Origin of the sequence: Streptomyces sp. NPDC048825 (genome assembly GCF_043198355.1) — a bacterium.
Taxonomy (GTDB): domain Bacteria; phylum Actinomycetota; class Actinomycetes; order Streptomycetales; family Streptomycetaceae; genus Streptomyces; species Streptomyces xiangluensis.
Window position 1 is genome coordinate 18,394 of sequence record NZ_JBICUR010000032.1, and the last position, 20,837, is coordinate 39,230.

Here is a 20,837-nt window from a genome sequence, read left to right on the forward strand (position 1 = left end):
CAACGCGGGATCATGGTCGGCGGCTCGGACGTTCGTCCCAGCGGTGAGTTGTCCAGGACCGGCGGATCAGGCTGCGCACGGTGATGATTGTGTCGGCGAGGTCGAAGAAGGCATCAATGACAGTGACGCGACGCTCGTAGCACCGGGCGAGACGGTGAAAGGCGTTCTGCCACGCGTGAGTGCGTTCGACGTGCCAACGCCGACTGGCCTGAATGGGCGCCTTCTCCCCCTTGTGTGCGATGCGTCCGTGCACGCCGCGTTCGCTGAGCAGAGCGCGGGTGGTGTCCGAGTCGTAGCCGGCGTCGAGGTGCACGGTGATGGTGTCGGGCAATGGGCCGAGGCCCTCCAGACGGTCCAGAGTCGGGGCGAGTAGCGGAGAATCGTGGCGGTTGGCACCGGCCAGGACACGGCCCAGCGGAATGCCGTATCCATCGCCTCGGGTGCACGGTGAGCATCACTGTTGTGTCGTTTGGTGTGAAGGGCTGCCGCATCTGTTCGTGTGGTGCGCGTTGATGGGGTAGTTGGGTAGGTAGCTGCATGGATGGGGATGTCACAGTTTGGTCCAGGGGCGGGGTGTGCTGCCGGTCAGTGGTGTCCATACGTCTGTGGTGGGGCTGTGTTCTTCGAGGTCGTTGAGGATGGCTGCTCCCAGTGGCGCTTGGTGGGCCAGGTCGGTTACGAGGGGATGGTGGGCGGCCATGGCTTTGAGGTCGCTGATGCGGTTGTTCATTGCCTGTCGTCCGGCGCCGGTCGGTATGAAAAGGATCCGGGGGAATACGGGGTACCAGCGCAGCCAGCCGGGCCCGGCTGGTGGGCGGCGTCGGCGGGCCGGTTGTGGTTCGTACGACCACAGCCTTGCGTATTCGATCAGCTTGGCTGCCAGGCGCTCGCTGCTCATGGTGGCCCGGTCGATTTCGACGAACGCTCGTAGTTTCCGCCGTTGTTGGCCGTTGATGAGGGTGTAGTGCATGACTGCGTCGGCTATGACCTTCTCGCCGTCGCCGATTGAGTGGCTCACCTCGGGGGTCCGGTCGAGGTGGCCGTGTTCGTCGCCGCGGCGGCGGGCATCGGCGACGAATGCCAGGTGGGTGCGCAGGACGGTGAGGGTGTGGGGGGTTTTCAGTGAGGCGGCCGTGGTGGAGGTGATCGGATAGGGCGGGCGGCCGCGCAGCGCGGGCCAGTTCCTGGTGAGGCGGGCGCCTTTCGGGGTGAGGTACCAGACCCGGGTGCGGTGCGACTGGGGCAGCACGACGAAGTCGACCAGGTGCTCGCCGAGTAGCTGGTTCAGCCGCTGGGAGACCGACTGGCGGGAGCGGTCGGGCCGCAGCAGGACGTGCAGTTGATGGGTGGTGGCCATGCGGTGTTGGGCGAGGGTGGCCAGGAGTTGATGGATGAGGGGTTCCGCGGGGCTGGGTGTGAAGCCCGCCGTCGTATGGTCGTTGGGCTGGGCGGTGGTCAGTTCCATTCGTTTTCCTTCGACAGGGGGACGGCGGTGGCGGCGGCGGGGGAGTGTTCGGTGAGGAAGGCGGCGACGCGGCCGAGTTGCTGGGCGGCGTGGTCGGTGAGCTGGTTCAGCGGGAGCGCCCCGGCGTTTGCGTGGGCGGCCCGCTCCAGCGCGGGGAGGTCCTTCGGGCGGGCCTGGGCGGCGAAGACGTCGTCGAGATGGGGGCCGCGCAGCTGGACGGGCCCGATGCGGCGGCCGTGCACGTTCAGGGAGACGTAGTGCTCGAACCGCTCCATGGTGGCGACCCGGTCGGGGCTGGGGTTATCGCCCCACTCGGCGGTGATGGGCGCGATCGCGGACTTCGATCCGGCGGTGGTGGCCAGCGTCGACGCGTTCTGCACCAGGGACAGCCGCACCGGGGTGGGCAGGCGGGACAGCAGCTGGGTCATGCCGTGGACGTGGCACCGGTACTTGCGGAAGTCCTCGAACATCGCGGCGATGGTCTCCGGGGCCGCGCCGGTCAGGGTGATCAGCTCGTCGAAGTAGGGGCGGAACGGCACCCGCCTGTTCTCGGGCGTGTCGCGGCGGGAGCGTGCGGCCCGCAGCAGATCGCGGGCGAGCAGTGCCATCACGAGGCGGTCGGTGGGTCCGTGGCCGCCCGGGCACACCCACACGATCATCTTGGAGTCCATCGCCGCGCGGATGTTGTAGACGCCGGTCGGCTGGCCGAGGAAGGCGCGGGTGAGGGGGTTGGCGGCCAGGCGGGCGATCGGGTTGAGGACGACGGCGAACGCGTCGGGCGGCAGGGTGGGGAACACTGACTGCCACCACGCGCGGGTCTCCTCATTCAGCCGGTCCGCCACCGCGGCGAGCGCTGCCGTGCGGAACCTGGCGTCGGTGAGCAGGGCCCGTACGTGGAAGATCGTGGCCTGGTCTTCGGGCCGGCCACTCTGGCAGGCCGCCTCGTTGACCGCGACCAGGACCGTGAGTGCGGCGGTGAGGATGGTGAGCGCACGCGGGGCACTCGCGTCGTCCCAGGCCAGTGCGGAGGCGTAGGCGTCGGCGATCGCCTCGACGACCTCGTGCGCCGCCTGCCCGTGGTGCATCCCGAGCGGATTCCACGAACTCACCCGCGGGTTGGGGCCGAGACCGTTGAGGTCGATCAGCGCGATCCGCTCCATCAGGGTCTCGTGCGCCAGGAACGTGGCGGCCCGCGGCCACGAGTCGCGGTGCGGGTCGACGAAGACCAGGCCTCCGCCCGCGTGTGCCCAGCCGATCGCCTGCGCCAGGGCGCGTTCCGTCTTGCCGCCGCCGGCCTTGCCGACCCCGACCTCGAACAGGGTCTCCTCGGCGTAGGTGGCAACCAGACGCTCCCTGCCGTCCGGGCCCCGGTAGATGCCCTGCAGCAGCAACTCCGGCTCACCGAAGGCGAAGGTCGGCAGGTCACCGGCGAGCACCGGCAGACGGCAGTGCACGGTGGGGGGCTTGAGCAGGCCGGTGATCTCTTCCAATCTGACCCAGTTCGCGCGGGGCGGCTGACAGTGCCCCAATTGCCAGCGGCGCTCGAAGCCGCGCCGGGTGGGCCAGTGGTCGGCGCCGATCCGCCACGGTCCCAGCCGCCATCCGCGCATCGCCCACCGGGACCGGCCGCCGAACACATCGAACGCGGCCTGGAGTTGGGCGAGCCGGGCCTGGGCGCGGCCCTCGGTGTTCGAGGCGCACATCACGAGCAGCTGGACCCTGACCAGGTGGTCGTCCTCGGCGAGCTTGCCGAGCGCCTCGGCTGGCTCCACCCGGCGGGGCACCGGCGGCATCACCAGCCGCCGGCCGGATCGTGAGCCGGATGCCGCGCCAGGAACGCACCGTCGAACTCTTCGACGCCAAAGACGGCACCTACCTGGGCCCGGCCGTCCTGCAGAACGAAGCCAGCCCCCAAGAGCGACGTGATGTACGGCGCGCGGCCGACCGCGAAGCCGACCGCCTGCGTACCGCCCTGGACAAGGCGAAGCGCCAGCGCGAGGAACGCTTCGAGGCCGACACCGTCGCCACCACCCCCCGCCCGGCCAGCGACATGACCCAGGAACAGGCAGCCGCATTCCTCGCCGGCCACCGCCAGGACGAACTCGCCCACGACCGCTGCCCGACCCCACCGACACCTGGAACAACACCCAAAGCCCCGCCGAAAGCTGCCCCGGCTCCACTGCCCCTCTGCTCCCGCCACTGCCCGACCCCACCACCTCCTGGAACCCCGCCCCTCTGCCCAGCCCGCCCGAGGAGCCCACCGATGAACCACACGATTGACACCACCGCCCCAGCCAACGACCACTACCTCGGCCTCGCCGGAGCCAGCCACCTGCCCACCACCGCCTCACGTCTGACCCAACGCCACCTGACCACCGTCATCAAGGCCCGCGCCCTCTTCTGCATTCACGGCGAGGTTGGGCTCGGCAAGACCTTCGCGGTCAACACCAGCCTGCGCGACCTCGCCCCCGACAACACCCTCTGGCTCGAATGCCGCAAGGGAGCCCCGCTCGGTACCCTGCGCAATGCCCTCTTCCGCGCACTACGATGCCCGGCGACCCACCCAAAGGCGACGAGCTCGACCAACTCATCCTGCAGGCCTTCGCCGAGCAGCACCGCGTCCTGGTCTGCGACGAAGCCCAGGGCCTGACCAAGAACTCCCTGGAGTACCTGCAGACTCTCTGGGAGAACAAGCGCACCCAGCTGACCGTCATCCTCGCCGGCGGCGACAACTGCCTCCAGCGCATCCGCAGCTGCGCCGGTCTCTTCTCCCGCATCCCGATCTACCAGCAGTACCAGCCGCTCACCCCCGACGAAGTCCTGGCACTGATGCCGACCTATCACGCTCTGTGGCAGAACGTCGCCCCCGACGACCTGATGTGGGTCAACGACGCCGCCTGCCACGGCAACTTCCGCAACTGGGCCAAGGTCACCTTCCACATCCAGGACATCCTCGAACAGCACCCCGAGACCGCCTGGTTCAGCCGCGACACGGTCCGCATGGTCCTCAGCTTCCTCGACAGCAGTATCCGTAGCTGACCCCGGCATTGCTCTTGCCCGGGGACTCTGCCCGAACTTCTGCGCAGCGGAGAAATGCGCTCCGAACCGACCGTGCCACACAACACGTCCTGGTATGCCCAGTAATGGCGCCCCGGTGATCAGTTGGTCTCGGGGTGCTCCTCGGCCGGGGCCGTTGCGGTTGCGGCCGGTTCCGGGGTGTTGGTGGTGTAGTAGACGGAGCTGCCTTGCTTGGTGCGTTGGGCGTGGCTTTTGGCGACGAGTCCTTCGACTGTGGTGCGTACGACGGTGGTCTTGATGGTGCGGTCGGGGTGGGCCTGGCCGAGTGCGGTGGCGATTTCCGCTGCGGAGCGGGGTTCGCTCTGATCGGCGAGGTGGCGGCGGATCAACTCGACGAGGGTGGGCTGGTTCGCCTTCGCGGTCGTCGTCTTGGCTGCGACCTCGGGCTTCTTCGCGGCCGGCTTCTTGACCGCCTCGCCGCCTTGCGCGGCGGCAGTCTTCTTCGCCCCTACCCGCTTGCCCGCACCGGGCTGCGCGGTGGCCTTCTGCCGCGGTACCGAGGGCGTCGCCGCCGCTTCGGGGGCAGGCTGCGCGGCGGTATCTGTGGCGCCAAGTGCCTTTTGCATGCTCGTCAGCACGGTGTGGTCGTGTTGCAGGGCGCGCAGTTGTTCCTGCAGCGCGTCGATTTCCGCGCCGATGCGGTCCTGCTCCTTGGCATTGCGCTCAAGGTCGCTTGCCACCTGGGCCGTGTATTGCGATGTCAGTTCGGTAGTGGCGGTCTGGGCGTCAGGCATGATGCTGGCCTTTCCTCGGGGCGCGGCCGCGGACTGAAGCAACCCCCAGAGCGGGCGCCTGGGCTGGGAGGTGAGTCCGCCGGGCTTGATTGAGTCATGGGTGGCCACACCTGGTGCGGTCTGTCCCCGTGTAGCGATAGTACGGACAGGCGGAGTCGGTTGTTCCGCTCGGGCGATGTCCTGCGCTCAGCCGCCCTGTCATGCATGCACCGCAGTCAGTGCCGCCGAGGCTCGCTGGCCCGTGCTGGGGCGTGCTGTTGAGGCAGGTGCCAGAAGACCTCATCAGTTTCGCGGTTGTGGTGCCAGATGGTCAGTGTGTGTGATGCGGTCAGCCGGTCGAGGAGTTCGGAGGTCTGGTGGGGTGCGTGTCCGCACAGGCGGGCGAGCACCTCCATGTCGGTACTGCCGGCATCGCCCGAGGTGAGGTGCGTGGCCAGGGCAAGTGCGGTCAGTTGCATCGCCGGAGGCGGTCCGGCCGGCAGTGCCAGGGGAGTGGGGCGCAGGGCCCAGTGTGCGGCGCGGGCCCGTGCTCGGCTGCCTGGTTGCTGGGAGAGGACGGCGGCATCCAGCAGCAGCGCCTCCACGTGAGGAGGCCTGCGTCCCGTACGGCGCAGCCAGTTGGCGTGCTCCAGTTCCTCCCACAGCTCCTTGCGGCCGCGCAGCCGCATGCCGCGCAACAGGCCGCCGGGCAGCCGGACATGGCCATAGGTGTCGGCACGCAGGGCGCACTGCAGGGTGAGGAGCCGGGCGGTGGGGGAGGTGAACTGGGGGAGGGCTGCTGCCAGGTAGGTGAGCATCTCCCGCACGCGGGTGCGTTCGGCCGGGCCGCCCAGTGATGCGGGGTGGCGCCCGCTGTATCCCGGCCGGCGCGGAGCGAGCAGGGTGGCGGGGACGACGGCCGTGTGACTGGTGGCGGCCGCGCAGGCCGCGCAGGCGTCGGCGAGACGCCAGGTGCGGCCGCTGCGGTCGCGGGTGAGGGCGAGCAGTACTGGCCCGGCGCAGCCGCGGTGACGCGGATGCCAGGAGCAGCCCCGTGCCCGGCACTGACAGGTGCGCAGATACCCCGGCAGCGCGTCGATGCGCGCATGGCAGGCCAGATGCGCCAGGGCAGCGGACCGCGGAGGCGGCCTCGAGGGGAGTGGCGTGCACAGTGCAGTGGGGGCAGACGAGACTCGGACCGCCCGCCCGTGAACGCAGTTCCACCGTCCAGATGCGCCGCACCGTGGCAGGCGCGCCGGCAAGCCTCATCGGCCTCTTGTCCTCCCGTCTGTCCGCGCCGCTGTGGCGGGTGCTCCCGCCGGAAGCACCCAGGACGCACGCACGGTAGTGCAGATCCCTGCACCGTGAACGTCACTCCCGCCCCGCCAGATAGTGCAGAGATCTGCACTGACAGGGCAGGGTCCTGCACCGTCGGATGGTGGAGTGACGATCTTGCCGCCCGACCCCGACCTCACCGCGCTGCGCGTGACGCTGGCGCGGCTGAGGAACGAGCGCGGCTGGACCTTCGACGAACTCGCCCGCCGCAGCGGCCTGGCCCGGCGCACCCTCATCGATCTCGAACACGGCCGCACCACCGGCAGCGTCACCACCTGGCACGCCCTCGCCCACGCCTTCGACGTGCCGATCGAGCACCTGCTGGGCACCCTCTGCGCCGACCACACCCTGCCGGGTACGCCGAACTCCTGACCACGCAGCACCCGGTCGCGCACCGCTGTGCGAATCACCCGAACCGGCGAGTACACAACGAACGCCTGGGCGCTTGCTGGCGCAGGTGTTCGGGGTTGCTGGGCCGCCCGGGGGACACCGCCCTGTCCCTCCCCGTCATCGCCGGGTGCGGCCTGGCACGGTCCCTGCCATGCACCCCAACCCCCTATCCACCGGCCGCCACTGGGACGGCAGCCCCCGCACCACGCACCCCCGCCGCCCGCTGCGGGTGGCCGCCGCCAGCCCCAGCCGTCTACTGCGCACTGGTCAGAGCGGCCGCTGCCGCCGGTGTGGCAACCGCATCGACTTCTACCAGCGCGCCGACCAGCGGCCCATCGCCATGCACCCGGCGGAACTGGCCACTGCCCACGTGCCCGTCTCCTGCCGCTGGCACCTGAGCAGCGGCATTGCCCTCCCGCACGGCGACGGCAGCGCCTGGTGCCGCATCCCGCACGCCGTACTCTGCCCGGAGCGCACACCCACCGCCCCGGTCGGCCCGCACATCCAGGCGGTACGCCGCCAACTCGCCGTCCGTACCCGCCGCCTGATCGACACCGGCGTCTTCACCCCCGCCCCGGCCGCCGCCTGCGAGCCGCCCGCCGGCCGGGCGGGCCGCCCCACCCGGCCCATCGTGCAACTGCTGCTGGTCCGCTACCTCGCCGAGACCGCCCTCGAGGACATCCGGTGTGTGGCCCAGACCCGTCAGCGCCGCCGCTGCCCGCATCCCGTACTCGCCCCCCACACCACCCAAGGCATGTGGACACTGCTGCCCGCGAGCCCGCAACGCGGCCAACTCACCCTGCCCGCCACACTGATGGCCGTCTACGACCTCAGCCGCCAGCCCTACACCGAGCAGCTGCGCTGGCGCACCCAGCGCTGCCCCGCCCATGCCGCAACCCCGGGCGCCGCCGATCTCGCCCTGGCCGGATGACAGGTCTTCGACCCCCTCCTGCACACGGCGCACATCCACACCCGCCTGCCGCACGCCACACCCGGCCACCGCGGGAAGGCATGACGATGCCGCACCACGCCGACATCACCCTGACCCGGCCCCTCACCCCCGCCGAACTCCACCAGGCCACCCGCACGATGCCGCCCGCGGCCAACCACGACGCCACCCACCTCCTGACCCTGGTGTCCGCCAAGACCCCGGACAAGGCCCTCAACCGGCTGCGCCACCAGATCGACGGACGTCTGCCCATCGACGTGATCACCACGCACTACCCCGACTCAGACGGCCGGACCCTCCTCAACGTCGCCTTCCCGCCCGCCACACACACCGCCTTGAGGTCCGCCGCCGACGAAGCGGGACAACCACTTCCTGTCTTCCAGCAGACCCTCCACCGAGCCCCCGCCCGGCACAGCAGCGAGGAGGCCAACCGCCTCGACCAAGAAGTCCAGCACCTGCTCGCCCACACCCCCGGCCTCCCACCTTCTGGCAGCCGTCGGGCGCGCCCTCACCCACACCCCCGGAGTCGCGCCATGCTGAACCCCACCGACGAACAGCAGGCCGCGGCCGACGCCTTCCACACCGGCCACCACCTGGCCCTCCAAGCCGGAGCAGGCACCGGCAAGACCACCACCCTGGCCCAGCTCGCCCACGCCACCACGCGCCGCGGCCGCTACCTCGCCTACAACCGGGCCATCGCCCAGGACGCGCGCTCCCGCTTCCCCTCCACCATCAGCTGCAAGACCGCCCACGCCCTGGCCTACGCCGCCGTCGGCCACCACTACACCCAACGTCTCAACGCGCCCCGCCGCCCGGCCTGGCAGACCGGACAAGCCCTCGGCATCACCAAAGCCATCCGCATCGGCGAACGCGACCTGTCACAAAAAACCCTCTCCAACGCCACCCTGCGCACCGTCGCCCGCTTCTGCCACACCGCCGACCCCGCCATCACACGCCACCACGTCCCCCACCTGCGCGGCCTCGAAAACCACACCCTGCACGCCCAACTCGCCGCCCACATCGTCCCCTTCGCCCGCAAAGCGTGGGGCGACCTCCAGCACCCGGACGACGGCTGCGTCCGCTTCGACCACGACCACTACCTGAAAATCTGGGCCCTCACCCAGCCGAAGATCGACACCGACTTCCTCCTGCTCGACGAGGCCCAGGACACCAACCCCGTCGTCGAACAGATCTTCCTCGACCAGCGCGACCACGCCCAGCTGGTGATGGTCGGCGACTCAGCCCAGGCCATCTACCACTGGCGCGGCGCCAAAGACGTCATGACCGGCTTCGACGGAACCCAGCTCACCCTGTCCCAGTCCTTCCGCTTCGGCCCCCACCTCGCCGACGAGGCCAACCGGTGGCTGGCCATCGCCGACGCCCCGATCCGCCTCACCGGCACCACCACCGTGCCCACCGAACTCGGCCCCCTCACCCGGCCCGACGCCATACTGTGCCGCACCAACGTCGGCGCCATCGCCCAGGTCATGGACCTGCTGACCGCCGGACACCGCGTCGCCCTGGTCGGAGGAGGAGACAGCCTGCGCGCCCTGGCTCTGGCCGCCCGCGACCTGAAGGAAGGCCGCCGCACCACCCACCCCGAGCTCGTCCTGTTCCCCTCCTGGGGAGACCTGCAGGACTACGCTGCCCACGACCCGGCAGGACGGGATCTGCAGCCACTGGTCGACCTCGTCGACACCCACGGCACCGACGCCATCCTCTCCGCCGTTGCCCAACTCGTCCCCGAAAAACAGGCCGAAGTGACCGTTTCCACCGCCCACAAGGCCAAAGGGCGCGAATGGGCGCGGGTGAAAATCGCCGACGATTTCACCCCGCCCAAGGACAGCGACCAGCTGGACGACACCGGCCGCGCGGTGCCCGGCCCGATCGACGACGGCGAAGCCCGCCTCGCCTACGTCGCCGTCACCCGCACACGCCGCAGGCTCGACATCGGCGGCCTGTCCTGGATTGAGAACCACCCTGCCGTACCCCTGCCACCGACACCGCGGGCCGAGGACGGGCCCACATAGACCCCGGATCACGAGACGGAGGGCGAAGAACTGCTCGGAACCTGGGCGAACAGCTTGCCGATTTTGGCCCAGACCGCCTCAGCTTCGACGGGTGCACAGACGGTCTATGCCTGATCTCGCAGGGCGTCCAGTTCCGCACGCAACGCCTCATTCTCGGCCACCAGTTCGGCCCTGCTACGCCGATCTGCGGGCGGCTTCCGGGTGGAGCGGCTGGGCTTCCGGGAGCGCTTCTCCGGTGAGGGATCAGCGACGGGCCCGAGAGGCTCGAAGGCGACGATCACGGCAGGGTCCAGACCGCACTCCGGGCAGCGCTCCTTGTCGCAGATCCCTCCATCCGGCCGCGGCCTTTCCCGGAGACGGGTCGCCTCGATGACATGCCCGCAGTACAAGCGCAGGCGCCACCGCTGCAGTTCCCACGCAGAAGTCGAAGGCCCGAGGAGTTGGCGCATCTTCTCCCAACGCTCGTCCGACCAGCGAGGGGCCTGGGCAAGCTGGCGTTGAACCCACTCATGGACCTGCACCGCCTCGTGCTGCCGGCGGTGGTCGGCCTGGGACAACTGGTAGCCCGTCAAAGGCACGCCATGGCGTAGGTATTCGGCCTCCATCTCGGTAACGGTAGGCAAGGCAGGCGTCGGTCTGGGGCCAGCCTTCAAGGGCTCACCCGTTCGGATGGCCTGCCGCCTTTCTGTCGTTGGAGGGCACCCACCGGCACGGTGTACCGCAGTGCGCCGGGGTCAGCCCGAGCCAGCCCATGACTGACGTTTCCGCGTGACACCGCGATGCGTAAAACGCATAAATAATGCGTATGGCGTGCTATTATGCGCAGCATGGGTATGAGCCTCGATGAGCGAGTGCGGTCCGCCGTAGCGGCACTCCTTCACGCGACCGGCGAGTCTCAGACCGACCTCGCCGCCGCCGTGGGAGTGAGTCAGGCGCAGGTGAGCCGCCGTCAGTCCGGCACTGCCGCATGGAGTCTGGCCGACTGCGAGGCGCTCGCCGCGCACTACGGCATCGATGTTCTCGAACTCCTTGCGGGACCGACCCGGGCTACGGAGTCGTTGCTCGAAGAACGCCGGCGCGTTCCCAGCCGCCATACCGCTACCGCACGCCCTGCGGCTGTAGACGGGGGAGCCTGATGACGGAATTCGACGCGATCGACGCCCTGCTCGCCGGAGCCAAGCAGGAGATCCCGCTGCCGCCCGCCGAGGAACGGCGCTCCCTGCGCGAGGAGCTGAACCTCTCGCGCGTACAGCTCGCGAAGGCCTTGGGCGTCAGCGCGTCCACGGTCGGAGGTTGGGAGTCCGGCCGGGACCCGAGCGGCGAAGTGCGGGCGAAGTACGCGTACTTCCTCGAGGGAGCCCGCACCAAGCTGGACGCCGCCGCGGCCGCGGAAGCACCCGCCGACGACCCCGGCCCCGGAGACAACGGCCCGGCGGAAGTAGACCAGGCCGTCGGCATGGACGATGTCGATGCCCTGCCCGTGCCCCAGTCGTGCGTGCTGTGCGGGCAGCCCGCCCGCTACCAGGTCGAAGGGTTCCCGCAGCACCTGGACCCTGCCGAGTGCGGCACGGCCGGGCCCACGCAGCCGAAAAAGCCCGCGCCCCCGGCGGCGTCACGGCAGCCGGCGCCCGCCGGACGGCAGAGCCGGGCGGCGTCCGGCGTCAAGGTCGTGCCCGTCGGCCGCCGGGTGCGGGCGGCATCCGAGACCCCGGACCTGATCGGCTCCGCCGTCGCGGCCGTCCTCGCGCAGCACGCCGGTGATGTCGAGACAGCGACCGCGGCGCTGGTGAAGCGGGCGATCCCGGACGCGATGGCGCTGCTGGACCACACCCGCAAGGGCGGCCGGTACGACGTCGTCGCGCACCCGTGGCTGCCCGACATCCTGCGCAAGCAGACCGCGCGCGGCGCCGACCAGATCTGGGAGGCCCGCCCCAAGTGGACCCGCCCCGAACTGCCCGCCGGCCAGCACGAGGTGACCGCGCTCGACATCAACGGCGCCTACCTGTCCGCGCTCAAGACCCACCTGCCGATCGGCCAGTTGGAGCACTCCACCGGCAACGACCACGACCGCCGCCGCGCCGGCGTCCACCTGATCACGCCGCCCGTCTGGGATCACGACGCCTACCTGCCCAACCCGATCGGCAACCGCGACGAACCCGGCCCCCTGTGGGTCACCGAGCCGACCCTGCGCCTGCTGCTGCGCCTCGCAGGCCCGAAGTACGGCCTGTGCGACCCACCGGAGATCCACGAATCCTGGACCTCCGGCGCCACGGAGAGCCTCCTGGAGAAGTTCCGCATCGCCCTCAAGGACGCCCGCGACCGGGCGATCACCGAGGACGACGACGTGACGCTGGAGTACGTCAAGCAGATGTACTCCAAGTTCGTCTCCACCCTGGGGGAGTCGAACTACAACCGGGAGCTCTACCGCACCGACTGGATGCACCTCATCCGCTCCCAGGCCTTCGTGAACCTGTGGTGGAAAGCGCACCGGGCGTACGACGAAGGCCTGATGGTCGTCCGCGCCATGGGCACCGACGAACTGCACGTCACCGGCGACTGGCGCGCGGTGTTCCCCGAAGGCCGCAGCGTCACCGAAGTGAAGGTCAAGGACGTCTACACCGTCGGCACCGAACAGACCCAGCCCCCGCAGCCCCCTGAGACCCCCTCCTGAGGTCGATCACCTGTCCCGGCGTCAATTGCCCCGCGGGGGCGGGTGATCGGCCCGCACGAGCCCGTACAGTGATCCACCGACCGAGGACCGGAAGAGACAATGCCTGAACGGAACATCGAGTTCGGCAAATACGGCGCCCGCGGCATCAAAGGCCACGAAGCCGTCGCGCGGCAGCTGGACGCGCTCGCCGGCTACATCGCCACCCCCGTCACCGCCCGCCGCGGCCTGCTCGCCCGACTGCACTACCTCACCCGCACCGACCACGCCCGCGCCGCCGCCCGCACGGCCGGCCTGACCGTCACCGACCGCACCCTGCGCGCCTGGCTGGCCGGCACCCGAACGCCCTCGCGCAAGAACCTCGAGCGCATCGAGCAGGCCTACCGCACCGTGCGGCGCGAGAACATCGCCCGCTACCTGACCGCCCGCCTCAACCGCGAGGGCCGCGGCACCCGCGTGGAGATCCACCCGATCAACCAGTCCCAGGTCGACCGGCCCCGCCAGCGGGTCGTGGAGTTCCGCACGATGAACGTCCGCCGATGGGATCGCATCGTGCAGGCCTGGGTGGCCGGCGACGACCAGGAGCTGGACGACGCCTGGGGCGACCAGATCGTCGACCTCGGCTCCCAGTGGGGCCAGTACGAGTACGTCACCAACGTGGGCTTCGCGGCCTGAAACCTGTGTGGTGCATTGGCTTTGTCGTTAGCCTCGATCTTGCATGACGGTCCGCCGACGGAGTCGGTGGACCGTTTCGCTTTCGGTGGCTGACGGTGGGCATGGTGGCGGCCCGGGTGTCGCGTCGGGTGGGCGCCGGGTTCCACTGCTCCGGGTGGGGTGGTGCTGGTCGTCGGGACGGGTGGACGGCTGGTCAGTCGGGGCGGGGAGTTGGGCGAGCCGGTCGAGTGCTGCTGTGATCTCGTGGGTCCAGGGCCAGTGAGCCGCGAGGCGGAGGATGCGCCGGCGTCCGGTGTTGACGAGTTGTCCGGCCGTGGTGAACAGGCGGAGTCGCAGTCGGCGGGGTTCCCATAGCCGGGCCTTGCCGGTCAGGGCGAGCATGGGCATCCAGGCCAGCAGGTCCAACGCGATCTGCACGATCTCGAGCCAGATGTGGTTCTGGGCGGTGTCGTGCAGGGGCAGGTTGCGCAGGCCGGTGGCCCGGGCGGCCCGGATGCGGTCCTCGGCCCGGGCACGCAGGCGGTGGCGGAGCTCGAGTGCGGCGATCGGCAGGCCGGTGGTGTTCGTCGCGAAGCACGTGAGACGCATGCCGTCCGCGTCGGTGAGCCTCAACTGGGCCCCGGGGTGTGGTCTTTCCTTGCGGACGATGAGCCGCATACCTGTCGGCCAGCCGGTCAGGACATCGCCGGTGAGTTCGGCGACCCAGGCGCCGTCCCGGATCTCGCCGTCCGCCTCGGTGGCCGATGTCCAGGCGGATGCGGGGACCTTCAGCACGTGTTGGTGGATCGCGTCGGTGATCACCATGCCGACCGAGTAGGACAGCCAGCGTCCTCGCTTCGCGAGCCAGGCGACGAAGTCGTGGGTGCCGCCCGCGGAGTCGGTGCGGATCAGGGTCTGCCGTCCGCGCCGGTGCTCCTTCGGCCTCCTGGTGCACAGGCATCACTTCGCGGACGAGCCGGGTGCTCCCACCACCGTCGACTTCATGGAAGACGGCGAACCGCTCTTCTGGGACGACAGCGAGGACAGCTTCACGTTCCTCGGCCTGTACTCGATCCAGCAACGGGCGGAACAACGCATCGAGCGGGCGCGCACCCTACCCGGATTCAGGGACCATCCCAACGGCTTCCACGTGCACGAGTACACCGTGGGTCAAACCCACTGGGCCGAAGGATTCCTCGTCGGCGAACAAACCGACGGCTGAGCAGGCACCACCGCAGCAGGACCGAACCGGCCTGCGAGGCCATCTGGGGGCCGTCTCCCTGGACACGGACCCGCGGGTGCAATCCGGTGGGGTCTGTCACCTGGAAAGTGCTCTTTTCCTTGCAGTCGAGAGGACCCTCAGCAAGTCCCATCGTTGCAGGTCAAAAGCACTTTCCGTTTTCTGGTCAGCCCTCGGACAGCCTGCTTCGTGAAAGCGCGAGGTTAGGTACACCTCGGAGAGAGCGCCGACCCGTCGGCGCCTAAATCTCCGTCACCTGGTGTAGAAGCAGTCCCAGGCATCCTCGACCTTCGTCCCGTACACGTTGAACACACGGTCGAGAGCGGTTTCATCGAATTGGGTCGCGCATACTTCGTCCATGGGGATTCCTTCGACCCTCGTCCTGGACGAATCTGCGCAGAACCACCGGTATGCCTGGTATGTAATCTCAGGCCTGTTAATGAGCTGCAGCCCTTTGGCCTGACACCAGGCTTTAAGGTCTGGAGCCCCAGCGTACGACCCGTACTCGGCGCATTCCCAAGCGCTATAGGTTCCGTCCATGGTGGCGAGGCGGTCGGTTACTTTCACGTCTGTGTAAGTGTCCTGACATGCCTGCCCGACGAAGGCGTGAATGTCATCGCGCGGCCTGAACGTCTGAAGGCTTCCGTCTTCATTGACGCAACGAATTGAGTATGGGTCAGCCCCTTCCAGAGTAACGCCTTGGGAGTATCCCTGCGTTTTGCATGCTGCATCAAAGGTCTGCTCAGACATTGGATACAGCACGGACGGCTCTGGTACCTTCGCTGCCTCAGCAGAAAACGATGCTGTGGGAGGAGCCGCTCCGGCAGCAATGGGCAGATAGAAGCCGAAAGTGAAAGCCGCCGCAATAACAACAGCGGCAGATGTTAGGCGTCCAGGCATAGTAACTCCTGACGCAGTAACGGAATTACCCTGACGTCCGATTAACCCCTCACTTACCGTAACCCTTCAACGATCTTATAGTGCATCACAGTGGCTCGCATCTGGAGGGTTGGAGGACGGTACCAATTCGCGCTGCATCCAAGCGTGTCTCTACGATGCCATTGCATCGCCGCCGTGGCGGGTGCGTGATCCTGACGTCCTGTCACCCGCGAAGCCGTATCCCTTCGCTGTGCCCAGCGGCTAGGTGTATTGACCCGCAGCGTTGTTGACGCGGCTGATGGGTGGCTGGCCTCCGAGTGCGGTGTGGCAGCGGTGGTGGTTGTAGGTGTGCAGAAAGTCTGGCAGGGCGTCGGTGCGTTCGGTGTTGCTGGTGTAGGGCCGCAGGTAGGCCCACTCGTCGAGCAGGGTGCGGTTGAAGCGTTCGACTTTGCCGTTGGTCTGCGGCCGGTAGGCACGGGTGAGTTTGCCGACCGCACCGAGGTCGGCCAGCGTCTGCTGCCAGGCGAAGCTCTTGCGGTAGGGCCAGGCGTTGTCGGTCAGGACCCGCTCGAAGCGGTCGATGCCCGATGCGGTGAAGAAGGCCGCCGCCCGGCGCAGGAAGGCTGCGCAGGTGGCGGCTTTCTCATCCGGGTGGATCTCGCTGTAGGCGAGGCGGCTGTGGTCGTCGACGGCGAAGTCGAAGCCCATGGCGCTGCGTGTGGCCCGGCCGGCCTGGCGGCCCAGCGCCTTGTGCCCGCCGCCGTCGGGGATCCGGCCGAGCTTTTTGACGTCGACGTGGACCAGTTCGCCGGGCCGGTCGCGTTCGTAGCGGCGGATGACCTGGCCGGTGGGCCGGTCCAGGAAGGACAGGCGGTTCAGGCCGTGCCGGGTGAGGATGCGGTGAACGGTCGAGGCGGGCAGGCCCAGGATCGGGCCGATGCGGGCCGAGCCGAGCTTGCGGTCCTGCCGAAGACGGCACACGCGGGCCTCGATCGCCCCCGCCGTGCGGTGCGGTGTCGTGCGCGGACGGCTGGACCGGTCGTGCAGTCCTTGCTCGCCTTCGGTCCGCCAGCGGCGCATCCACTTGTAAGCGGTGACGCGGGAGATGCCCATCTCGGCGGCGACATGCGCGACGGGGCGTCCGGTGCGGACACGTTCGACCAGCAGCTGCCTGCCGTGAACGGTCAGCCGGGCATTACGGTGGGACACGAAGACCTCCGTGCGGTGAAGACTCGACACCTCCACCACACCGGAGGTCTTCGCCATGATCAAGCACGGCCAGTGTCAACAACGCTCGTGATCAATACAGCTAGGGCCTGTGTGACGTCGTGATCAACTGGTTGCCTTCAGCAGGTCGTTGATCCAGATCATCGAGGCGCGGAGGTGGAGGCCGGCGAGGTAGCTCTCGGGCCTCTTGTCGTATCGAGTCGCGATGCCCCGCCAGGCCTTCAGCTTGTTGATCAGGCGCTCGACGGTGTTCCGTTCCTTGTAGAGATCAGCGTCGTGACCTGTGGGCCGACCGCCCCGGCTGCCTTTCTTCTTCCGGTTGGCAGCCTGGTCCCTCTTCTCCGGAATGACTGCCTTGATGTTGCGTTTCCGCAGGTAAGAGCGGTTGGCGTGGGATGAGTAGGCCTTGTCCGCGGCGACAGCGTCAGGCCGGGTCCGGGGACGGCCAGCAGGCAGACGGACCCGCACCTTCTGCAGCACGGGGACGAACTGCGGGCTGTCAGCAGCCTGTCCTGCGGTCAGGACGAACGACAACGGACGGCACTTGCGGTCCGCGGCGAGATGAATCTTGCTCGTCAGCCCACCGCGGGACCTGCCGAGCAGGGCCTCCGTCAGACGGAGCTTGCGCCGTCGCCTGATGTGCCGCCGTTCTTCCCGGCCGGGGTCGTCGCTTCCGTCTTGTCCGTTCTGTTCCGGCGGGCCGCCCCCTTTTGCCTGGCCCGTTCCTGGTCGGCGGCGGCTTCCTCAAGGGCATCCATGACCTCCTTGCCGATGCACATCCCGGCGGCGTCGTGGTGGGCACGGGCGGTGGTGGAGTCCACGCTGACCAGGGACAAGTCCGTCTGCCCCTGGCGGGCGGCCTCAGCGATCACGCCTTCCAGCAGTGCGGTGAAGACGCCGGCGTCCCTCCAGACCCGGAAGCGACCGTAGACCGTCGGCCACGGGCCGAACTCGCCCGGCATTTCCCGCCACTGACTGCTGGTGCGGAACCGCCAGATCACCCCCTCGAACTGCTCCCGCAGCCGCTCAGGGTACGGGCCGTACTCGCCTATCGGCAGGAACGGCTCGATCAACTTCCACTGCTCGTCGGTGAGCGCGATGAGGAAGGCCATCGCGGCCTTCCAGCGGGCAGCCAAGCGCCGCCCGGGGATGTTCGCACAGTGGAGGTGGACCAGTTCCCCCTCCTTGGCCTGGTGATCAGGACGACAAGAGCCGTATGACGAGAGATCGTCACGTACGGATCTGTGGGAGCCGGAGGGTGCGAATCCCTCCGGCTACCCGACCTTCGATGTGCCTGGCGGAAAGTGACAGACGGTTACCTGGAGGCCCGTCTCGTGGGCGAAATCGGCGAGTTCCTTCTTCCAGGCGCGGACGCGGTAGCCGTTGGATCCCCCGGCATCGGCGGTGACCAGCAGACGGGAGGCCGTGGGGTAGCGGTGCTGTCCCTCGCCGCTCCACCAGCGGCGCAAGGTGGCCACCGCGAAGGCGGATGTGTCCCCGTCGCAGCCAACCGACACCCAGCCGGCGTCCGCGCCGATGTCGTAGATCCCGTACGGCACCGCCTTCTGGGCGCCCTTTTCGGGGAAGTCATGCGCGCGGACCTCCACCGGTTGTCCGGCATGGTGCCACTCGCTTCCGATGACCGCGTAATTGCCCAGGGTTTCCTTCTTCTTGGCATCCACGCTGATGACCGGCTGACCGTCCGCGAGATACGCCATTGCCTGGTCGTTGATGTAGCGGAACTGGGCGTCCCGGTCCGGATGCCGGGCCCCCTCGGTTGTCCGCGAGGTGCCCTGCAGAGAGAAGCCCTCCGCCTTCAACAGCCCGGCCACCGTGTCCGAACCGACCTGGTTCCCCTGGCGCGTCAGCTCAGCCGCCAGTTTCCGGGTGGACTTCACTGTCCACAGCAGCGGAGATTCCGGGTCACCCCGCTGGTCGGGCTCGACCAGAGCCAGCAACGCGGGCAGCAACCCGGGATTAGCCTCCCGCAAAGATTTCCGGCCCGCGCCCGGCGCCCGGACCCGGCCCACAGGCTCTTCCCCACACTCCAGTTCCCGTTTCCCGCGCGACACCGTGGACTCCGCGACCCCGGCCGCACCGGCCACCATACGGATCCCGCCGTAGCCCAGGACACGGGCCGTTGCCCCCAGCGCCAGGCGCTGCTGCCGCTCGTCCAGATGCGGCAGCAGCAGACCGAACACTTCCGCCAACCCCGCTTTGTTCCCCTCGGACACATCCGCATCCTACGGCCCAACGACCCGGAGAAACCGAGGAGTTATTAATCGGCAGCCCCCTGCCGGGGGTGTCGGCATCTGCCCCTGACTCCCGAGGCCAACCGGAGTCGTTGTCGCAGGTCATCGACACAGCGGACTTCTGGATTGCTGACCATGTCCAGCTCTCACAGAGAGACGCACCGAACGCACGATTTGACACGACCATCGCAGTATGGATAGCTGGAAGGCAGTGGAACAAATCACAGACTCGTGGGCTTTCAACGCGACTTCCAGTTCTCACCGAATTATATCGGTGACGTCGGAGCTAATCTTTGAGCACACGTCATTGCTTGCTATTCCCTTGAATCCGGTTTACGGGAAGGCGAACGGCCCGGAACGTGCCGCTTCGTGGAAAAATTGCAAGCGAGGTGAGTTGCACAGTGAAGGCGCGAGTAAAAGCACTAGTCGCAACCCTGGCTACGTTGTGTCTATTCCTGGTGGCGGCCCCGGAGTCGGCCCACGCGCAAGAAAGCATTAGCGTAAACCCTTCGAGTGGACCTCCAGGCACAGTTGTGACCGTAAGCGGCGTCGGCTGGCAGGATTTCGCGTCGCGGGGATGGACGGTTTCAATCCAGATCAACGGTTCAACACTGGCCACAGGGGTGCCGGGACCGGATGGGGAGTTCAGCACTCGTCTCACCATTCCAAGCAATAGCGACAATGGGAAATTGCGAATTTCTGCGATCTTGGGGAATGGGGGAAGCGCCGATGCGTGGTTCAACGTGACGACGACTCGTGCGGAGGAGTGCCCGGTGCACTTCATTGGGGTCCACGGCATGGTGGGTAAGGGTGGCCGTGACGGAAGCGAGTTCATTGATGCAACCTGGAAAGAGTTCCAGCAGAATCGAACCACCAGCATCGAGCCGACCAAATACAACCTGACCTACAACTCTGTACATCTCTCGGACCTCAGCGAGATATTGGGCGAGGTAATCAAGGATCCAAGGACGCTTAAGGGCACCGCAGTTGCGGTGAAGGGCCTGTTCGATAGCTCTAATGGGGCAGGTGTCAGTGAGATCGGGCTTAATATAGCCGAGACCCTCCAGTCGTGCGCCGACACGCAATTTGTGCTGGTGGGATACTCGCAAGGTGCGTGGGTCATCGACAAGTTCCTGCGCTCGACTCGCCCTCAGGTACTGAACCACATTGCCGGTGTCGCGCTCTACGGGGATCCGCAGTGGGATAACGGCAGGAATGGGCGAGGCATAGCGAGGCAACTGTCAAGGTACATCTCTACCTTGAGGCTCGGCGGAGACTATCCGGGATTCGGCGACCGCATTCAGAGCTGGTGCGCTGCCAGGGACCCCGTTTGCGGGGAGGGTTACCGCCCCGGTCTGTTGTCAGCGGGTCAGGAGGTCGGACCCCAACTCCGAGATGCTGTTGGTTGTGACAAGCCAGCATGCCCGCACAACTCTTACTCCGGGGTTACCACGAAGGGTGGGGAGTTCCTAGGGCGCAAGGTCTATCCGAAGTGATCAACCGACTGCCCCGCCCGATGTTGAGTCGGGCGGGCCCCGTATGCAGGGCTTCGGCGTAGTCGCATGAGGTCCGGTTCGTGATCACGCGTGTTCCAGGAGGGCGAGCGGGCGCCGTGCGTCGCGGGCGCTGGGGCGCGGTCCGGCAGTGATGTTCGTACACGGCCTCCACCTTCCAGTGGTAACGCACGAGTAACGCCAGTTGCACGGGGCCGACCTGTTTGCCGTTTGTCCCACTCGCACAACGTGCACCAGTCCCGCGTGCCGGGCTCGTTCCGGAAACGCACCGTCGGCTCGCCACATCGCGGGCAGGGCCCGCCTCGTTCCAGCTCGCCGGCATGCGCGTCGATGCGCCTGGGCCACCTGCTCAGTCAGCGCCGGAAGGGCGGTTTCTCAGTGAGTGTTTTTGAACAGTGAGTGCGTCAACTCGGCTGCCACACACCTCAGTTGAGGAGCCGCTG

Annotated in this window: 17 protein-coding genes and 4 pseudogenes; 10 read left to right on the forward strand and 11 right to left on the reverse strand. The window is 68.1% G+C overall.

Going from position 1 to position 20,837, the window contains the following annotated elements; genetic code table 11:
- Nucleotides 1-10 precede the first annotated feature (10 nt).
- From ACGFNK_RS44000 to ACGFNK_RS44015, 4 genes and pseudogenes are all read right to left on the reverse strand, one after another.
- A pseudogene (locus ACGFNK_RS44000) lies at nucleotides 11-433 on the reverse strand (transposase); the annotation flags it as partial.
- Between the two features lie 117 nt (nucleotides 434-550).
- Complete coding sequence (locus ACGFNK_RS44005; protein ID WP_393426472.1) at nucleotides 551-1,465, reverse strand: replication-relaxation family protein; 915 nt, start codon at nucleotides 1,463-1,465, stop codon at nucleotides 551-553.
- Nucleotides 1,456-3,237: an ATP/GTP-binding protein gene (locus ACGFNK_RS44010; RefSeq protein WP_393426475.1), complete on the reverse strand. Its 1,782-nt coding sequence runs from the start codon at nucleotides 3,235-3,237 to the stop codon at nucleotides 1,456-1,458. The genes ACGFNK_RS44005 and ACGFNK_RS44010 overlap by 10 nt, the downstream gene beginning before the upstream one ends.
- Nucleotides 3,238-3,257: 20 nt before the next feature.
- The gene (locus ACGFNK_RS44015; RefSeq protein ID WP_393426478.1) at nucleotides 3,258-3,575 is read right to left on the reverse strand and encodes a hypothetical protein; all 318 of its coding nucleotides are present in this window, start codon (nucleotides 3,573-3,575) and stop codon (nucleotides 3,258-3,260) included.
- A gap of 153 nt (nucleotides 3,576-3,728) precedes the next feature.
- On the opposite strand from ACGFNK_RS44015, the gene ACGFNK_RS44020 reads away from it, so the two are divergent.
- Nucleotides 3,729-4,115: a hypothetical protein gene (locus tag ACGFNK_RS44020; protein WP_393426481.1), complete on the forward strand. Its 387-nt coding sequence runs from the start codon at nucleotides 3,729-3,731 to the stop codon at nucleotides 4,113-4,115.
- A complete protein-coding gene (locus ACGFNK_RS44025) occupies nucleotides 4,013-4,504 on the forward strand; it encodes an AAA family ATPase (protein WP_393426484.1) in 492 nt (163 codons plus the stop codon). Before ACGFNK_RS44020 ends, ACGFNK_RS44025 begins: the two co-directional genes overlap by 103 nt.
- 119 nt (nucleotides 4,505-4,623) lie before the next feature.
- Here the strand turns inward: ACGFNK_RS44025 and ACGFNK_RS44030 are convergent, their stop codons facing one another.
- Nucleotides 4,624-5,277, reverse strand: a complete 654-nt coding sequence (locus ACGFNK_RS44030) for a hypothetical protein (RefSeq protein ID WP_393426487.1) — start codon at nucleotides 5,275-5,277, stop codon at nucleotides 4,624-4,626.
- A 215-nt stretch (nucleotides 5,278-5,492) separates the two neighbouring features.
- Complete coding sequence (locus tag ACGFNK_RS44035; protein WP_393426490.1) at nucleotides 5,493-6,083, reverse strand: hypothetical protein; 591 nt, start codon at nucleotides 6,081-6,083, stop codon at nucleotides 5,493-5,495.
- A gap of 616 nt (nucleotides 6,084-6,699) precedes the next feature.
- On the opposite strand from ACGFNK_RS44035, the gene ACGFNK_RS44040 reads away from it, so the two are divergent.
- The 3 genes from ACGFNK_RS44040 to ACGFNK_RS44050 all read left to right on the forward strand — a co-directional run bounded on the left by ACGFNK_RS44040 (nucleotide 6,700) and on the right by ACGFNK_RS44050 (nucleotide 9,960).
- A complete protein-coding gene (locus ACGFNK_RS44040; RefSeq protein ID WP_393426493.1) occupies nucleotides 6,700-6,963 on the forward strand; it encodes a helix-turn-helix transcriptional regulator in 264 nt (87 codons plus the stop codon).
- A gap of 169 nt (nucleotides 6,964-7,132) precedes the next feature.
- On the forward strand, nucleotides 7,133-7,912 hold the full coding sequence (locus ACGFNK_RS44045; RefSeq protein WP_393426496.1) for a DUF6083 domain-containing protein: 780 nt from the start codon (nucleotides 7,133-7,135) through the stop codon (nucleotides 7,910-7,912).
- Between the two features lie 554 nt (nucleotides 7,913-8,466).
- The gene (locus tag ACGFNK_RS44050) at nucleotides 8,467-9,960 is read left to right on the forward strand and encodes a UvrD-helicase domain-containing protein (RefSeq protein WP_393426575.1); all 1,494 of its coding nucleotides are present in this window, start codon (nucleotides 8,467-8,469) and stop codon (nucleotides 9,958-9,960) included.
- A gap of 104 nt (nucleotides 9,961-10,064) precedes the next feature.
- Here the strand turns inward: ACGFNK_RS44050 and ACGFNK_RS44055 are convergent, their stop codons facing one another.
- A complete protein-coding gene (locus ACGFNK_RS44055) occupies nucleotides 10,065-10,565 on the reverse strand; it encodes a hypothetical protein (RefSeq protein WP_393426499.1) in 501 nt (166 codons plus the stop codon).
- Nucleotides 10,566-10,787: 222 nt separating this feature from the next.
- Here ACGFNK_RS44055 and ACGFNK_RS44060 point away from each other — a divergent pair, with 222 nt between their 5' ends.
- The 3 genes from ACGFNK_RS44060 (at nucleotide 10,788) to ACGFNK_RS44070 (ending at nucleotide 13,303) form a co-directional block, all read left to right on the forward strand.
- Nucleotides 10,788-11,096, forward strand: coding sequence for a helix-turn-helix domain-containing protein (locus ACGFNK_RS44060; RefSeq protein ID WP_393426502.1), 309 nt, complete (start codon nucleotides 10,788-10,790; stop codon nucleotides 11,094-11,096).
- A complete protein-coding gene (locus ACGFNK_RS44065; protein WP_393426505.1) occupies nucleotides 11,096-12,631 on the forward strand; it encodes a helix-turn-helix domain-containing protein in 1,536 nt (511 codons plus the stop codon). The genes ACGFNK_RS44060 and ACGFNK_RS44065 overlap by 1 nt, the downstream gene beginning before the upstream one ends.
- A 99-nt stretch (nucleotides 12,632-12,730) precedes the next feature.
- Nucleotides 12,731-13,303 carry a transcriptional regulator gene (locus tag ACGFNK_RS44070; protein ID WP_393426508.1) on the forward strand — a complete coding sequence of 191 codons (573 nt, stop codon included), beginning with the start codon at nucleotides 12,731-12,733 and terminating at the stop codon, nucleotides 13,301-13,303.
- 198 nt (nucleotides 13,304-13,501) lie between these two features.
- On the opposite strand, the pseudogene ACGFNK_RS44075 reads toward ACGFNK_RS44070, so the two are convergent.
- Nucleotides 13,502-14,224 (reverse strand): annotated as a pseudogene (locus ACGFNK_RS44075) (transposase); the annotation flags it as partial.
- Here ACGFNK_RS44075 and ACGFNK_RS44080 point away from each other — a divergent pair.
- Nucleotides 14,166-14,504, forward strand: a complete 339-nt coding sequence (locus tag ACGFNK_RS44080; RefSeq protein ID WP_393426511.1) for a hypothetical protein — start codon at nucleotides 14,166-14,168, stop codon at nucleotides 14,502-14,504. The pseudogene ACGFNK_RS44075 and the gene ACGFNK_RS44080 overlap by 59 nt on opposite strands.
- Before the next feature lie 1,158 nt (nucleotides 14,505-15,662).
- Here ACGFNK_RS44080 and ACGFNK_RS44085 read toward each other — a convergent pair.
- The 3 genes and pseudogenes from ACGFNK_RS44085 to ACGFNK_RS44095 form a co-directional block, all read right to left on the reverse strand.
- Nucleotides 15,663-16,610 carry an IS481 family transposase gene (locus ACGFNK_RS44085; RefSeq protein ID WP_393426578.1) on the reverse strand — a complete coding sequence of 316 codons (948 nt, stop codon included), beginning with the start codon at nucleotides 16,608-16,610 and terminating at the stop codon, nucleotides 15,663-15,665.
- A 123-nt stretch (nucleotides 16,611-16,733) separates the two neighbouring features.
- Nucleotides 16,734-17,740: pseudogene (locus tag ACGFNK_RS44090) on the reverse strand (IS5 family transposase).
- Between the two features lie 171 nt (nucleotides 17,741-17,911).
- Nucleotides 17,912-18,838: pseudogene (locus ACGFNK_RS44095) on the reverse strand (ISAzo13 family transposase); the annotation flags it as partial.
- 815 nt (nucleotides 18,839-19,653) lie between these two features.
- Between ACGFNK_RS44095 and ACGFNK_RS44100 the strand changes: the two are divergent.
- Complete coding sequence (locus ACGFNK_RS44100; RefSeq protein WP_393426514.1) at nucleotides 19,654-20,376, forward strand: cutinase family protein; 723 nt, start codon at nucleotides 19,654-19,656, stop codon at nucleotides 20,374-20,376.
- Nucleotides 20,377-20,837 lie beyond the last annotated feature (461 nt).